Genomic DNA, 16941 nt, shown 5'->3' on the forward strand with positions numbered 1-16941 from the left:
GGTTTGCGGGTCATAGCAGAGACAGAGCGAAACAAGTGACAGAAACAGGCACCGGCGGACACGTGCAGGAGAAGGTGATCTGGCTACATATCGGAGCCAACAAGACCGGCACGACTGCTTTGCAAAGCTATTGCAGCATACACGAGGCCACGCTTCTGGAGCGGGGGATCCTTTACCCCCGGTCCGGCCGCGCAGGCGTCGCGCATCATCGTCTTGGCTGGGCCTTCAATGCGCTTGGACCGACGGTGGCGCCGGCGGGGATCCTGCAGGCCCTTTTTGAGGAAATCGATGCAAGTCCGGCAGGCGACGTTCTGCTCAGTTCTGAAACCTTCTTCATCAAGGCCCAGGTCGAAGAACTGGCAAGCGCCCTGGCGGGCCGTGATGTGCGCATCGTCGTGTTTCTGCGACGCCAGGACGACTGGTACGAGATGATGTACAAGCAGTTCGTCAAGCAGCCGGAATTCAGGGTCGATACGCCGATAGGCGAAACGTCCGCGATGCGCCTGCTCGACTCCTCGCTGGACTACGAGGCGTGGATCGGGCGCTGGGCGGACGCCTTTGGCCGCGACAGGATCGTCTGCCGTCCCTATGGCACGCAAGGCCATGGCGGGATCGATTCCATTTCCGCCCTTTTCGACCTGATCGGCAAACCGGAACTGGCCAGCCTTGAACGCCCGACCGACGCCGGAGCAGTCAACCGCTCGATCATGGAACCCGAGTTCAGCGCCGTCCGCCTGTCCAACGGCATCGGCTTGAAAGCCGATGACCGCAGCCGCCTGCTCTACCATTTCCAGCGCGCGCGCAATCGCCTGACGGCCGTCTCGTCCGGCGGGCAATTGCTGGGCGAACCGGAACGCGCCGCCATGAAGGCACGCTACAGGCCGGGCAACGAGCGCCTTTTCGCGCGTTTCGGTCAGGCGGTCGCCGATGGCCTTTTCCCCGACGGGCCAGCGGCAGACCCCTTGGAGACAGCCGCCGGCGCCGGGCGCAGCCGCTATTTCGACACGGCGGAGATCCTCTCCCTTCTGTGGGCGGAATTGCGCTATGATGTCAGTGCCTTCGCCCCTGTCGATCTTGTCACTGCGAACGCCCTCCTGGCCGAATGCCAGGACGATCCATTGCCCGATGCGCGCGCGCGACTGGTTGTGACCGGCCTCCCACCTGCAACGCGGGCCGACGATGTCCGGGCTTTCATTTCCTGTGCGGAACTCTTCACCGGCCACGAAACCGTCGTCACGACGGTGCTTCTCGACGACCCCGAACTGGACGAGGCCCTGCGCAGTGGCGGCACGCGGGCCGTTCTGGTCCGCGATCCTGCTGCGATGGAGCGCCATGGTGAGGCGATCGCGCGGGAAAGCGGTCCGGTCATCGTGGTCGATTACGCAATGCTGCCGGCCTTGCCCTGGGCGTCCCTGTCTTCAGGATTGGCGGAAGAAGGCGCGCTCTGCCTGCTGGACGATGGACAGCGCGGTGCCGCCATCGCCTTCACCGCAGGCGGGGATTACCGGCGGGCCATCGGGAAAGCAGGTTCCGCACAAGCGCCGGATTGCCGAACCCTTGCCCGTGACGGCAAGGCTGCCGGACTGCGGATCATCGAAGACATGGCGGACGGCGTTCTGATCGATCTGATGACGAGCCCTGCGGGCGACACGGGCACTGCCCGGTTCCAGAGCGCCCTGGCAGGCATGCTAGAAGCCAAGGACTCCGGCAGGGGAAGCGAAGAATGAAAACGATCACCGTTCATATCGGAAACTACAAGACCGGTTCGACCGCCATCCAGGAATTCATCGGCCACAACCGCAAGCGCTTCCTTGAAACGGGATATTACGTGCCGCTGGCAGGCTTTGACGGATCGGCCCATCATGAACTGATCTGGTCGCTGCGCGATGAGCCCTTTGCCCGGTCGCGCGAGGAGGTTTATGCGAGCTTGAATGCCGAGATCGCATCCTGCGGCTATCCCGATATCCTCATCTCCTCGGAAGTGTTCTTCAACGGACTGACCGCGAAGGCCTTCCGCGATGCACTGGAGGGCGAGTTCAGGCTGCGCATCATCGCTTACCTGCGGCGCCAGGACCATTTCCTGTCTGCTTTCCACCAGCAGATGATCAAGCACTGGAACTTCCGCAAGACCGAGAAGCCGACCCTCAAACAGCTTCTCAACGTCAAGGCGGGACATTATGTCGAATCGCTCGACCGCTGGGCAGCCGTGGCCGGACGCGAGAACATCGTCGTGCGCCCCTATGAAATGCAGCAGCTCGATCAGGGCCTGATCCACGATTTCGTCACCGTGCTGGGCCGCAACCCAGCCGATTACGAGGAACTTCCGCGCGAAAAGCGCACCAATGAAACGATCCATGCGGAACTGATCGAGTTCCTGCGCTATGCCAATGCCATCGAGATGAGCAAGGACGAGCATGAGGCGCTGGTCTCGGCACTGACCCACCTCTCCTCGATCACCAAGTCGACCACCTTCTCGAAACGTTCCATCCTGTCTCCACAGGAGCGGCTGACGATCCTGGAGCAGACGGCCGCGGAAAACGAGACGATTGCGCGGACCTATCTGGGCCGCGAGGACGGACGCCTTTTTCACGAGCCCTGGCCGGAACCGGACGAGGATTGGTCGCCGGTGGAACTGACCCAGGAAGACATCGTGCGCATCGCCGTGGGTTTGTGGCTCGACATCCGCCAGAAATCGGCCGGCCTGGAACGCCTGGCTGGCAAGGTCACCTCGATCAAGGCCGTGCAGCGCCTGCTGGGTGACCGCTCACGGCTGTTGCGCGAGCGCGGCGAGCTTTACCGCAAGCTGCGCGACAAGTAAGGCCCAGGCGCAAGGCGCCTGTGCCAAGGCTGTGAACTTCACGCGGGCAAGGCAACAAAACGCCATGCCGCGCCGTCCGAAACGGCGAGCGCGGGCGCGCCGGCGTGATCCGGCACATAGGCCATGGCACCGGCACCCGCACCGGACGCCGCAGGCAGTCCGGCTTCCGGCGATGGTTCGATTCGCATGGGGCCAGCGACGTGCAGCAGGCAGGTCGGCTGCGAAACGCCGATGCCCAGGGCGCCTTCGGCGCTCAAGCGCATGCGTTCGGTATTGTTGGTCTGGAATCGCATGGCAGCATTCTCACGCAGGTTCAGGACAACGGCCTCGGTCGAATCCATCCCGAAATCGAATCCGTTGTTCAGGCAGCCGGCATGGCGCAGGCGAAACGCGACATTCTCGTTGACCGTGTCCTCGATCCACATCTCGACGACGCCGGCAAACCCCGCATGCGAAACGTGCAGGGGGCTTCGCGGCGCAGGCGTGCCGATTCCGACAAAAGCATTGTCGGCATCGGCGGCTATGGCTGTTCGCCAAGCCCCGCCCGCGGCCACCTTGATCGAGAAATCATCATTACCCGCCAGCCCCATTTCCGCCCGGCCCGAATAGGCGGTCTGAAAAACCAGGCTCGCCGTGTCGCCCGAAGTCTCCTTGTTGACGGACAAGCGGCAGGAACCGGTATCGGAGGTCAGCAACGCTGCATCGCTGCGCACCGCGAGCCGGTTGGTGTCATCGGGCGCTGTGTTGATGCCAAGCCGGGGCACTTCATCTGTCGAAAGTGGCGCGAACCCGGTGCCGTCATGGGCGAGGAAGCGGGCTTCGTCGATGCACCAAGCCAGCCAACCGGCGCGCGGCGCGGCAAAGACCCAGGCCCCGGCGACGAAGGCCGCGACCTCCCCGTCATGGCCCTCGAATGCACCCGCGCCGCCAGGCGGCACGATATAGCGGTCGCCCTCGGCGGCGGGCAAAGCCGGTTCGCCGAGCGAACGGCTGGCAACGGCGAGCATGACCAGCGCATCGAGCAGCGCGATTGCCTCGTTATGCGTCACATGCTTTTGCGCCTGGGACGGCTGGATCAGGGGAAGATCGAGACAGGCTGTGCTTTCCATGGCGTTCTCCTGCGGGAAAACCCAAAGGATAAAAGCCACGGCGAAGGTGTGGAAAATTTCCTCCTGCTTCCCGGATAACTATCTTTTCGGGCCTGAATCCGCTATCGGGGATACACGGAAATGCGGCCATCCGTTTTCGTGCCCAAACCCATGAGCGCCCATACTCGGAACCCTTGCCGAGCGTTGCGAGATATCCAAAGTGCCTATCACTGATTTAAAGAAATTGATCGATGAAGAGTACGAAGCAGAAAACTATGACCTTGCTCGAACTCTGATCCGGAAAACGCCCGATGATCTGAAAATAGATATCGCATTTCATGTGGAATCAAGTTTAAGGGATGAACGATACGATTCACTGGATCGTGGAAAAATATTCTCCACTTTACTGCCTGTATGGCGCTCTGAAAAAATACGAATTTCCGAAGCCAAGCCTGTTAAGCGTGAAACTCTTGCCGATGCATTGGGAACGAATGAGAATGTAACATTTTTTCAGCACTCGCCCTCGAATCCACCAAGCGCCCTGCTGAATTTTTCCCAGGAACATTCTCAGCTATCTTCCGGAATACTATACCATGATTACCGCTCTTACAGGTCTCATCTGAATGGCGATGGCGTTAGGGATAAGAATACTAATGATGTATTCGTAATCAAGAATTGCATTTTTCCGTCTTGTTTTTGGTATCCTTCAAGACCGAACGCCATACCTTTCACTGAGGATGGCACCTATATCGAACGCTTGTTGACGGGGCAAAAGAATCCACACCTGTTAAATTTTGACTACGCGCACAGGGCTGAAATAAAATCTGAAATAGATTGCGTATTTGTAATGCCAGGTGCTTACGGAAATGGTTTTTGGCACTTTATACAAAACTCCTTACCTACATTGTCTCTTTACAAGAAACTGGAACTTGACTGTCCAATCATCATTCCAAATGTGAATTTTTCAAGATTTCCAGCATTGATGGATGCGCTTGATATGGTGATGGATTTTTTACGTATATCCAAATCCAGGATCATTTCACCTCAGGATTATGTTCATGTGAAGTCAAATGTGGCTATTGCACCTTCAATCAGTCACCCCAGTACTTCAACAGTTCAATTCTGGAATGATGTTTTTGATTTTCATAAGGAAATTAATACTTATCCAGAATTTATCTATCTCAGCCGCAGCGCAAAAGGGCGACGCTGCATCCTGAATGAGAAAGAGGTGGAGAGCGTTTTCAAGGAGTACGGTTTTTCTGTTTATGACTTCAATGAAATGTCGTTCATGGAGCAGGCATCTGTTTTCAGAAGCGCGAAGATTATAGCTTCGCCTCATGGTGCTGGACTTGTGCATCTGAATTTTTGCACGGAGAAGCCCACGGTTCTGGAATTCATAACAAAGCCATGGAACCAATCGTTCTCGAACGGAACCGCCCTTGTTGGGGGAACGTATGTACCATTCATTTCGGATCTATCGAAGCCAATGAGACTTGATGATCCTGATGCGAGCTTCTATATAGATATCAAGAAACTGGCCAATGTCGTTGAAACATTGATGATAGATTTTGAAAAGGGGCACAACAATGAATGAAGTAGAGGCGCTTCGCTACTGCAATTCTGATTTATATGGTTCATATTTTTCTTATCTAAATTCCAAATATATTTATTATTTAGCGCTTTCTCAAATCGACATTGAGCTATATTAGAATTTTGTGTTAACACCACAAATATAATGGTGAGTCATCGGCAAGGTGCGTAGAAGATGAAAAGTGCATTCTCATTTAGAAATAATAATTTCTCATTTTCGCTAAATTCAGCTGAAGATGCTGTACAAAGACCTCTTTCAAACGGTCGTTTCTATGAGCATATTCAATTAGAAAAACATATTAACTTAATTCCGGCCAGAGCAACTGTCCTTGATGTTGGCGCAAACATCGGGAATCATACGGTATTTTATGGCGCATTCTCGAAAGCGGAAAAGATTTTTCCGTTTGAGCCCAACCCTTCAACAAACTTGCTCTTGAAGCAAAACGTCATCAACAACGATTTATCCAATGTTGATTTATCATTTTCTCATCTTGGATGCGGTGCTGAGAAAAAGGAAATGAAAATATCGTTACCCGTCCCGGACAGACCCGGTCGCGCCCGCTTGGTTGACACAAATGAACAACATAGCGATGTCTTGGTTGTTGAAAGCCTTGATAATGTTTTTCCCGACCGTGATATCCATTTCGTCAAGATTGACGTTGAATCAATGGAACTGGATGTTCTGTCTGGCGCAAAAAACCTGATTGATAGGTGTCGGCCAGCAATAGCCATCGAAGTCGATCTGTCAAATATGAATTATTTTAGAATCTGGAGGGAGAAGAATAATTATAGCATAATAGAGTGCTACAGGCCGCATAAGGCTAATTGGAATTTTCTACTTGTACCGGCTTGATTATTTTTCCCATTCATTCTGGGGGCCGCAATAAGCGAAGACCGAAGCCGGGAAACCAGGGTAGGACGCGGCAAACGCTCCTCTCGCACCAGGGAAGGCCCGGACGGAACCCATGCCGCGCATGTTCAAACTGACACGAGCCGCCTACCGGAAGCTGCCGGTGGATCTGCGTCGGTGGTTGGCGGGTAAAGGAATTCCGGATGCGCTGGCGCGGTGGCTCCTCGCTTTCGGCCTCCGGCGCGGATCAGCGGCCGCAAACAGCCCGCACACCGCTCTGTACCGGTCCATGGTGGAACGCGCCGGGCGCGGGCTTGCCGCCATCGCGCCGGCCTCTCCACCACAGGATGCAACCCCGCCCCCAGGCACGCAAGGCCCCCGCCTCATCGCCTGGTATCTGCCGCAATATCATCCCACCCCGGACAATGACCGCTTCTGGGGCGAAGGCTTCACCGACTGGCACAATGTCGCCAAGGCGGTGCCCCAGTTCGCCGGCCACCAACAGCCCCGCCGCCCTGCGACGCTGGGCTACTATGACCTGCGCCTTGAGGAAACCATGGTGCGCCAGGTGGAAATGGCCCGCGCCCATGGCCTGACGGCCTTCGCCTTCCACTACTATGCCTTCGGCCACCGGCGCGCGCTGGAAAAACCACTCGACCTGTTCCTCGCAAACGCCTCCGGCCGGCTCGACATGAATTTCGTGCTGTCCTGGGCGAACGAGAACTGGACGCGTCGCTGGGACGGCAGGGAAACGGCGGTTCTGATTCGCCAGACGAATGACCCGGAAGCACTGGAGGCGGTTTTTGCGGGCATGCGGCGCTACCTGGCCGATCCGCGCTATCTGCGCGTGGATGGCCGCCCGCTCCTTATCGTCTACAGGCCTGCGCAGGTGGCAAACCTCTCTGCCACGATGCTCCGGTGGCGCGCCATGGCCGTCGAAGCCGGCCTGGGCGGCCTTTACCTGGTGGCGACGGATGCCTTTACCCTGGCCGGAGACGAAGCGCATGCCTTCGATGCAGTTTGCCGCTTTCCCCCGCATGGCGCCGCGCTCGACCCGGCCAACCACGAGCAATGCATCCTGAATCCGGACTTTCGCGGCACGATCTACCGCTATGGCGACCTGGTGGAACTGGAAAGGCAGCGGCTGGACACCCGCACCGCGCGCGACGACGGGCGCGCCTATTTTCCCGGCGTCATGCCCGGCTGGGACAATGAGGCGCGCAGGCCGGGCCGGGGAACGGTCTTTGCCGGCGCCACGCCGAAACTTTACGCATCGTGGCTGGATCACGCCTTGCGGGCAAGCCAACGCCTGAACCCGCCCGACCGGCAGTTCGTCTTCATAAACGCCTGGAATGAATGGGCTGAAGGCGCCTATCTGGAGCCTGACATGGACAACGGCTTCGCCTATCTCGCGGCGACCGGCGAGGCTCTTGCCTCGCTTGCCTCGCCCGGCCGCTGATCACCGCTGAGGTCGCCCGGTTGCGGACCCCGCAATCGAGATGGGGCCACGGCGTTTCGGCGATGCCTGACAGAGGTGTTCCCGCCCTCTCCACAAGGACCCCGCAACCGGAAATGCAACGGGACCGGCACGAACCGGCCCCGCCGCATCTGATTGCCTGCCGGACGCAAGGCACCCGCGGTGTTTCCGCTCTTCGCTGAACCGCTCGACGTGCCGCGTCATGGTTTCCGGCCGTGCCGGCGCAAAACCGGCATCCGGCCTAGATGGTCCGCTTGAAGAACAGGATGCCGCCGCGCACACCTGCTTCGTTTTCCGCCGGAAGCGGGACAACGCTCACAAGCTCCCAGCCGGCCTCGCCGAAACCCTGCAGATCCATTCCATTGAATGGGGTCAGCTTGTACCCCCCGCCCGTCTCTCCGTCGATATAGCAATAGACCTGCTTGTACTCGAACTGCGCTTTCATTATCAGATTTCCTCAGAATTTCAGAGTTTTGTCCCCTGCCTGGACGGCTTCGACCGGTTTGCCGGCACCTGGACCGTCCACCTCTTTCATCCAGGCCACGAACGCGGCAGGACTCCATTTCGCGAACGATGGGCACTGGCAGACCGGATTCGCACGGCGGCGAATTGGAGTAAACTTGCCCCTGGCGGCTTTCACGCCCCGCTTTATCACGTTATCTACACCACATGGTGAGTCTTCGAGTAGATTCGATGAAGGAACCCGGCGCGGCATGGCATGAACCCGCTCGCGGGCAGCGTCGCTGGTTCGCCGCCGCTCCTGCCTTCTGTATCGAAAACCTCCGATTCACACCAATGCCCGGCGCTCCGAATTGACGCCTCACATCCCTTCGTGGCAAAGCTCGAAAAATGATCTTTACAGAGCAGGACGCACCATGAATAGGATCGTTCTAGTCAAAGAGCCGGACGATTTCAATTGCTGCCTGTCCGTTTGGAAACAGATTGATGATTGTTGATGTTATTTCACTCGCTCGCCACCCTTCCATTGCTAGAAATTATTTCATAATAAAGAAATTAAGGATTTTCGACAAGGATAATTACTTGCGGAGCTATTCCGACGTGCGCATGAGCGGGCGCGATCCGCTTGCGCATTTCCTGATGCATGGCCGGCGTGAGGGGCGAATGCCCACCCGGTCTGTCGGGCCGGCGGAATTCATGGAACTGGTGGGTGAACTTGCGGCCCTACCACCATCTGAACGCCGCAATTTCAAGGGCTTGGAAGACTATCGCGAGCGCAGGCGGCAGAAATGGTTCGACAACCGTTTCGATCTCGTGGCCGACCGTCAGGATGGCCTGACGGACGCAATTCGGGAAAGCAGACGGAAAGACTTTCACATCATCCGCAAAAGCGGTTATTTCGATCATCTCCACTACGCCGAACAGACCGGGGAAGCGGGCAACGAGGATTTGCACGCCATTGCCCACTACGTGCTGGCCGGTGAACAGGCGGGTTTGAAACCGGCCCGGTGGTTTGATCCGGAAGCCTACCTGCAAAGCAATCGCGATTGCCGGACATCCGGCCGGAATGCCTTCGCCCATTTCATCGCGGGCCTTGCCGGCGAGGTTTCCGCTGCGCCGGATGGACAGCAAGACCTTTCGCCCGAGGAACTGGCCAGGACGCCGGCATTCATCGCGGCGCTGAAGGCATTCAGGGTGAGCGACGGCGAGGATGCAAGGCAGATCGCGACGGAGTGGAAACTGCTGTCGGGCAACACACCCTTTGACCGCGTCTGGTATGCCCGCTCCTATCTGGAGCCGCTGGGCCTGAAGGCCGACCCGGTATTGCACTATGTGACGGTCGGCGCTGCCAAGGGCCATCTTCCCAATGCATGGTTCAACGCAGGTGCCTTCACGGATGCCAACCGGAACCGGCCCATGACGTGGCGAACGCCCTTTGCCGCCTATGTCGATGCCCATCACCGCTGGCGCGCCGAAGTGCTTGGGGCGGGCGATGATGCCGCCGACCCGGCCTTGCTTCGTTTCGCCGCCGACATGCTGGCCAACGGCATCTATTCCGAGGACGACTACAAGCGCGCCATTGAGGAGTACCGGCTGATAGCCCGGTCCGCGCTGTTCGACGAGGACCTCTATCTCGACCTGAACCGTGACATCACGCGCAGCGCCTGGGGAAGCGGCCTCGGGCACTACGTGGCCAGGGGCGCATCCGAGGGCCGATGGCCGAACCATTGGTTCAATCCACAGCGTTTCCGCCAGGAAAACCGCGACTTGCCGCGCAATGCCAACGCGCTCATGGGCTTCATCGGCATTCAGGCTGCTGTCACGCGCCAGCTCGAACACGACCTCGAATCCGCGCTCGACGCGGATGCGCGCGCCTTTCTCTCGCGGCTGTTCCATTCCGGCACGCTCAATCATCAGGCGCTGGAGCAGATGGCCGGCGACTACGCCCTGATCCGCAAGAGGCAGGTGTTCGACAGCGCGCTCTACAGGCGCCTGAACACCGATCTGGACCACACGGATTGCCCGCCGCTGCACCATTTCGTCCTGAAGGGCGGGCGCGAAGGCCGCTGGCCGACGGAATGGTTTGACATCAACGCCTATGTGAAGGCCAATCCGGATCTCGACACCGGCCGCGTCAATCCGCTTGCCGACTACCTTCGCAAGAACAAGACGATCGAAGCCACGGCGCCAAGCACGGATGACGGCAGGGATCTGCTGGCCGAGTGGAGGCACGCCATCGAAGCCAGCGGCCTTTTCGACGCGGATTTCTACGCCCGCCAGATCCACGCGACCGACCCGGATGTGGATTTCATCGATCACTACCTGCGTTTCGGACGCATCTACGGCTTGCGCCCGCGCAGCGATTTTGATCCGCGTTTCTACCAGACCACCTATTCGGACTGCGTCCAGGCCGGCGTGGAACCTTTCGCCCACTATGTTTCGGTCGGCATCCACGAAAGGCGCCTGACGGATGCCAGCGGTCCGCCAGCCGACGAGGACACCGGCGCCAATCGCTGGATGAAGCCCGGTGCCCCGTTGAGGGAGTATGAAGAGGCACGCCCCGTTGCCGCGCCCCCCCGGGTCAGGGCTTTCGCCTGGTACCTGCCGCAATTCCACCCCATCCGGGAAAATGACGCATGGTGGGGCAAGGGCTTCACCGAATGGACCAATGTCGGCAAGGCCATGCCGCTTTTTCCCGCGCATGTGCAGCCGCGCGTGCCCGCCGACCTCGGCTATTACGACCTGCGCATCGCCGATGTGATGGCCGAGCAGGCGGCGCTTGCCAGACGCTTCGGCTTTGAGGGGTTCGCTGTCTACTACTACTGGTTCGCCGGCCACAGGCTTCTGGAACGGCCGGTCGACAACCTGCTGGAACGGCCTGACATCGATTTTCCCTTCTTCCTCTGCTGGGCGAACGAGAACTGGACACGCCGGTGGGATGGCGCGGAAAACGAAGTGCTCATGAAGCAGGAGCATTCGTCGGAAGACGATCTGGCGATGATTGCCGACATCGCCCGCTACATGCAGGATCCGCGCTATGTCCGGATCGGCGGCAAGCCGCTCTTCGTTGTCTACCGCCCCGGTTTGCTTCCCGAGGTCAGCCGCACCCTTGCGCGCTGGCGTGCCCATTGCCGCGAGGCCGGAATCGGCGAGATCGTGATCGGCGCCGTGGTGTCCTTCGGCTACTCGTCAGCGGCGGCCGACGGTTTCGATCTGGAAATCGAGTTCCCGCCGCACAACCTGACCAAACTGCGGCAGGTCACCTCGGATGTCATGAGCGATGCCAAGGGCTTTTCCGGCCATGTCTTTGACTATGACAGCTATGTCGAGGAGGCGGCAAAGCCCGGCCGCGACGGAACCTGCCCGCAGATCCGCGGGATCATGCCCCAATGGGACAACACCGCCAGGCGGGGCCAGCGGGCGACGATCTTTCACGGCTCCACCCCGGCACGGTTCCAGCGCCTGTTCGAGGAGATCACCGAGGACACGCTCGAAAGAAACGCGCCCGACCATCAGGTCGTCATCGTCAATGCATGGAACGAATGGGCCGAAGGCACCTATATGGAGCCGGATGCGTCCTGGGGCCACGCCTATATCAACGCGGCTTCCCGGGCGCTCACAGGCAAGCGCCACGGGCGCATCGCGATTCTCGGCGCCCGCCGGCAATCCCTGTCCCTGGAAACCGCCGACCTGGAATGGTTCGATACGGCCGGCGGCACAGGGGATTTGACGGAAGTACCGGAAAGCATTTCCGCTTCGCCCATCGGGCAGATGCTCGCCATGGGCAGGCAATTGCTCGATTTCGATCTCGTCCTCACGGGACAAGCCGTACCGGACGAGCCCGACGCCATCCTTTCCCTGGCCCATCGCTTCTACATGGACGAGGACCTCGGCCTGCTGATGCTGGGAACCGCACGGGAACCGGCATTCGAGGACGGTCGCAAGGCGATCCTGCTGTCGGAACTCGGCGCCCAGCTATCGGCAAGACTGGAAGACGGGGACAGCCGCACTTGCTCCAGTATCGTGATGCGCACGGGCGTCGTCCGCCCGGTTCTTGCCAAGGCACCGTCGGTGCTGGGCCTGTGGTGCGACGATCCGGAACGGACGTCTTTCCTTGTCTCTTCGCTGCCCGTGCTCGCCCGCAGCATCGGCTATCGTGTCGCACATGAAGAGAACGGGGCCGACGACTAGGCCGGGCGAGAGACGGCGGCCACGGGCATCTCCTCCTCCGGCTTGACGGCACGCACCAGGCGCAGGTCGTGCAGGATGGCGAACACCGCCGGTGAAACGAACAGCGCCAGCAGCGTCGCCCCGGTCAGGCCGAAGGCCAGGCTCGTGACGATGGGCCTCAGGAACTGCGCCTGCGTCGATTGCTCCAGCAGCAAAGGGCCGAGGCCGACCACCGTGGTCAGCGATGTCAGGAAGATCGCCCGGAACCGGTCGCGTACGGCATTGACGCCGGCAGCCAGGATGTCGTCGCCCTGCTCCACATGCCCCTTGATGAACTCGACCAGGAGAATGGAATTGTTCACCACCACGCCGGCAAGCGTGGCCATGCCCACCATGCTCGGCATGGAAAGCTGGATGCCCAGCGCCATATGGCCCCAGACGACACCGACGAAGCCCAGCGGAATGGCGGCAATGACGGCCAGCGGCTGGATGAAGCTGCGGAACTGGAACGCCAGGATCAGGAAAACCCCGACCAGCCCGACGATCATGTTGCGCAGCAGCGACGATCCGGTCGTCGCGGTATCCTTTTCCTCGCCCGCGACCACCACACGCACATCGGGCCTCTCCTCGGCCAGACGCGGAAGATAGTCGCTCTTCATGGCCGCGATCAGTTCGCGGGCATTGGCCACGGCCGGATTGATGGAGCCCGTGACGGAGACCGTACGCTCTCCATCGATCCGTGTGATCCCGGCAAATCCGCGTATTTCGGTGATGTCGGCAACCGCCGACAACGGAATGAGCGCGCCATCCGGTCCCGCGATCATGATCCGGCCGATGTCGTCTCCGTTGCCCCGGTCGGCAGGCGACAGACGGGCGACGATATCCACCTGCCCCAGCGCATCGGGAAAGGACAGCCCGGTATCGCCGCGAAAGGCCGCGCGCAACTGGGTTGCCACGCTCTGCGCGCTGACGCCGAGCGCCGTGGCATTGGCCGGGCGCAGCCTCACCACAAATTCCCGCTTGCCCGGACGCAGGTCGTAGGTCACGTCCCGCACACCGTCGAAGCCGCGGAAGAAGGCGCGCAATTCCTGCGCCGTGGCCAGCAATTGCTCCAGGTCGCCGCCCTTGAGGCGAATGTCGATGGGCTTTCCGCCGGGCCCGCGCTCACGATCGGTGAAGCGCAGCGCCACCATGTCCGGCAACGGACCGGTCAGTTCCTTCCACCGGTCGAGAACGGCGGTCACGGTGGTCGTGCGCGTCCCCGCCGGCAGCAGCGCAGCACTCACGGTCGCCAGGTGCGGCCCGCTCTCGGCAACATCGGGATTGCTTCCGAAGGAAACGGTGACATGGCCGACAAGCGGCTGCCGGTCCGGCTGCTTCGGCGTTTCCTCGCGGTTGATCTGTTCCAGCGCATCGGTCACGCGCCCCACCCGCTCGGCGGTCAGGGCCAGCGGCATGCCTTGCGGCAGCAGCAGCCGCGCCTCCACCGTGTCGCTTTCGAGCGTCGGAAAACTCTGGAACTTCAGGAAGCCGCCCGTGATCGGCGCCACCGAAAACAGCAAGGCGAACAGCGCCAGTCCAAGGGTCAGGTAGCGAAACCGCAAGGCAAGACGCGCCAGCGGCACGACGGCCCCGTCGCGCAAGCGGTCGAAGGCACCGTTCACCGCCCGGCTCACCCGGCTTTGCCCGGCATCCGTGCCGAGCGCATGTTTCAGGTGATGCGGCAGGATCAGGAAGGCCTCCAGCAGGCTGACCACCAGCGTGATGACGAGCACGATCGGCATGAACTTGAGCACTGCCCCGATCTGGCCAGTGAGCAGGCCCAGCGGGCCAACGATCATGACCGTCGTCAGGAAGGAGGCGAGAACGCCGGGCATGACTTGCATGGCGCCATTCACTGCCGCCGCCAGCGGCGCCTCGCCCTTTTGCCGGCGGCGCACGATGTTTTCCGAGATGACGATGGAATCGTCCATCAGCAACCCGATCGCCACCAGAAGCGCCACCATGGTGATCATGTTGATCGTCAGGCCGGTGAGCTGCATCACGAACACCGTGCCGAGAAAAGAGACCGGCAGGCCGAGCGCGACCCAGAAAGAGAAGCGGAAGCCGAAGAAGAGCCACATCACGGCCAGCACCAGGGCAAGGCCCTGCACGCCATTCGTGCCGATGATGCGCAACCGTTCGACGATATTGGTCGTGCTGTCCTGCGCGATGTCGAGGGAAATGCCCGCCGGCGCCTCAGCGCGCGCCGTTGCGAGTTCGCCTTGCAGCGCATCCATGACGTTGAGCGCATCCTGGCTGTCGGTCTTGGTGACATTGATGATGGCGGCGCGCTTTCCATTGAACCACGTGGCCACGGCCGGATCGGAAAAGCGGCGTGCGATCGTCGCGATTTCGCCAAGCAGGACTTCGCGCCCCAGCGCCGAACCCGTGACGGGGATCGTCGCGATCTCGCCCGGACTGCGCCGTTCGCCGGCAAAGCGCACCAGCGCATCGCCCCGCGGCCCTTCGATCGTGCCCGCCGGCATGTCGAGACTGTGGCGCGCCAGGGCGGCGGCGACATCGGCTATGGTCAATCCGTGGCGCTCCAGCGCCTCGGCATCCATCTCGATGGCGATCTCGCGGTCGGAAAAACCGGCCACGTCTGCCTGGGTGATTCCGGGATTGCGCTTCAGCGTCTCGGCGAGCCGGTCGGCATAGGCATGCAGCACGGCCGGATCCTCCGGCCCGGTCACGGCCACCGAGGCCACGTTGGCAATCCGCTCGACGATCCGCGTCACCGGGTCCTCGGCCTTTTCGGGCATGCCGGTCACGCCCTCCACCGCTGCCTTGATGTCGGCGGCAAAGCGGTCCATGTCAGCGCCGTCCACGATCTCTGCCGTCATGATGGCGAGATTGTCGCGCGCCTGGCACTGCAGTTCGGCAAGGTTCTCCACGGCACGCACGGGGTCCTCGATCACCATGCAGATGCCGCGCTCCACCTCGCCCGGCGCGGCGCCCGGATAGGCGATGCGCACCTCGACATCGGAAGGCGGAATCACGGGAAACGTGTCGCGCCTGAGCGTCGGCGCGGCCACCGCGCCAAGCCCGATCAGCGCGATCATCAGGATGTTGGCTGCCGTCGGATGGCGCGCGAGAAGGCTGATCATTCGCCCGGCTCCCTGCCGATGGCCGCAGCCGCAATGTCCGCCTTGAGCGCTTCATCCTCGACGGGCAGGACCGCCATGCCGGGAATCGCGATGGTCGGGTCGCTGACCACCAGCCGGTCGCCAGGGGCAAGCCCCTCGCCGACAATGGCTATTCCGTCCATGACATGGGACACCCTGACCGCCCGTGTTTCGAGGCGGTTGCCGGCACCGACAACGAGCGCGCTGCCCGCCTGCACCGCCTCCGCCGGCACCGCGATGGTCTTGCGCAACGGCGCATGCAGTTCGACCTCGACGAACATGTTCCGGCGCAAGGGCGGCCGGACGCCCGGTTCGGCCAAATCGAGCGGCCGGTCCACGCGAACGACGATATTGGGGCTCTGGGTGCGCGCATCCACCGTCTCGCCAATCCGCGCCACGCTGGCCGGCCATTCCACCACACGGCCCGGCACGGGCAGGCGCACCGTGGCGCCGAGATCGGTGATGTCCTGTCCGTCCTCCAGCGCGCGGACCACCGGTCCGGCCCGCCCGATGGCAAACTGGGCGCTGACTTCCGCAGCGTCCGTTCCCTCTGCCGTGAACAACGTCGCCCCGCGCGTGACAACCTGTCCGAGTTCGGCATTCACCTCCCCGATGATGATGTCATAGGGCGCGGTGATGGACGTGAAATCGAGATTGCGCTCGGAAATTGCGCGCTGTGCCCTCAGCACCTTGCGTTCGGCGCCGTTGAGGACGAGCTGGTTTTCAATCTCGGTCATTTTCGCGCGCGCCGCCACGACCGCGCGCTGCGCCTGCTCCAGCCGCGCCTGCGTCGCCACGCCCCTGTCCTGCAGCGCCTTCTGCCGCTCCAGTTCGGCCTCCGACAATTCCAGGTCGCTCCTGCTGATCGCCAGGCTGGCATTCAGGGTTTCATCCTTCACGTCCAGGGCCGCCAGTTGCGCATCGGTCTGGGCGATGGCCAGTTGCAGGTCGGTGTCGTCGATGCGCGCCAGCACCGTTCCCTTTTCCGCCAGCCTTCCGTTTGCCAGGTTCTCCGCCGTTTCGATGATCTCGCCATCGATCCGGGCGACCGCGCGCCATGCACGCGCCGGCGTGACCTTGCCATACCCCTTGACGCGCGGCAGCACATCCACCGGCTCCAGCGTCAGCACACGCACCGGCATCGCCCTGACCGCCTTTTCGCTCGCCTCCGGTGCCTCGAACAGGCTGCCCGAGACGATGATCGCCAGGACGCCCAGGCCAACCGGAACAAGGACGGCCAGGCCGCGCATGAGAATGATTGCGATCCGCTTCATTTGATATCCGTTCCTTGCAGCGACGCGGCCAACACGGCGCTCATATGC

10 protein-coding genes are annotated in these 16941 nt (G+C 61.0%); 6 read left to right on the forward strand and 4 right to left on the reverse strand.

The window, feature by feature from the left end:
- Positions 1–35 precede the first annotated feature (35 nt).
- Positions 36–1727 carry a hypothetical protein gene (locus tag R3D65_RS14065; RefSeq protein ID WP_371275871.1) on the forward strand — a complete coding sequence of 564 codons (1692 nt, stop codon included), beginning with the start codon at positions 36–38 and terminating at the stop codon, positions 1725–1727.
- Entirely contained in the window at positions 1724–2818 is a 1095-nt protein-coding gene (locus tag R3D65_RS14070) for a hypothetical protein (RefSeq protein WP_371275872.1), read from the forward strand. Before R3D65_RS14065 ends, R3D65_RS14070 begins: the two co-directional genes overlap by 4 nt.
- Positions 2819–2856: 38 nt before the next feature.
- Here R3D65_RS14070 and R3D65_RS14075 read toward each other — a convergent pair whose 3' ends face one another.
- Positions 2857–3927, reverse strand: a complete 1071-nt coding sequence (locus tag R3D65_RS14075) for a DUF2793 domain-containing protein (RefSeq protein ID WP_371275873.1) — start codon at positions 3925–3927, stop codon at positions 2857–2859.
- 199 nt (positions 3928–4126) lie between these two features.
- Here R3D65_RS14075 and R3D65_RS14080 point away from each other — a divergent pair, with 199 nt between their 5' ends.
- The 3 genes from R3D65_RS14080 (at position 4127) to R3D65_RS14090 (ending at position 7805) form a co-directional block, all read left to right on the forward strand.
- Positions 4127–5500 carry a DUF563 domain-containing protein gene (locus R3D65_RS14080; protein WP_371275874.1) on the forward strand — a complete coding sequence of 458 codons (1374 nt, stop codon included), beginning with the start codon at positions 4127–4129 and terminating at the stop codon, positions 5498–5500.
- 171 nt (positions 5501–5671) lie between these two features.
- Positions 5672–6349, forward strand: a complete 678-nt coding sequence (locus tag R3D65_RS14085; protein ID WP_371275875.1) for an FkbM family methyltransferase — start codon at positions 5672–5674, stop codon at positions 6347–6349.
- A 286-nt stretch (positions 6350–6635) separates the two neighbouring features.
- Positions 6636–7805: a glycoside hydrolase family 99-like domain-containing protein gene (locus R3D65_RS14090; RefSeq protein ID WP_371275876.1), complete on the forward strand. Its 1170-nt coding sequence runs from the start codon at positions 6636–6638 to the stop codon at positions 7803–7805.
- A gap of 259 nt (positions 7806–8064) precedes the next feature.
- Here the strand turns inward: R3D65_RS14090 and R3D65_RS14095 are convergent, their stop codons facing one another.
- A complete protein-coding gene (locus R3D65_RS14095; RefSeq protein WP_371275877.1) occupies positions 8065–8268 on the reverse strand; it encodes a hypothetical protein in 204 nt (67 codons plus the stop codon).
- A gap of 596 nt (positions 8269–8864) precedes the next feature.
- On the opposite strand from R3D65_RS14095, the gene R3D65_RS14100 reads away from it, so the two are divergent.
- Positions 8865–12473, forward strand: coding sequence for a glycoside hydrolase family 99-like domain-containing protein (locus tag R3D65_RS14100; RefSeq protein WP_371275878.1), 3609 nt, complete (start codon positions 8865–8867; stop codon positions 12471–12473).
- On the opposite strand, the gene R3D65_RS14105 is transcribed toward R3D65_RS14100, so the two are convergent.
- Together R3D65_RS14105 and R3D65_RS14110 are read right to left on the reverse strand one after the other, a co-directional pair.
- Positions 12470–15601, reverse strand: a complete 3132-nt coding sequence (locus R3D65_RS14105; RefSeq protein ID WP_371275879.1) for an efflux RND transporter permease subunit — start codon at positions 15599–15601, stop codon at positions 12470–12472. The genes R3D65_RS14100 and R3D65_RS14105 overlap by 4 nt on opposite strands.
- Entirely contained in the window at positions 15598–16893 is a 1296-nt protein-coding gene (locus R3D65_RS14110) for an efflux RND transporter periplasmic adaptor subunit (RefSeq protein WP_371275880.1), read from the reverse strand. Before R3D65_RS14110 ends, R3D65_RS14105 begins: the two co-directional genes overlap by 4 nt.
- Between the last annotated feature and the right edge of the window lie 48 nt (positions 16894–16941).

Source organism: Zhengella sp. (genome assembly GCF_041397485.1).
Lineage (GTDB): Bacteria > Pseudomonadota > Alphaproteobacteria > Rhizobiales > Rhizobiaceae > Zhengella.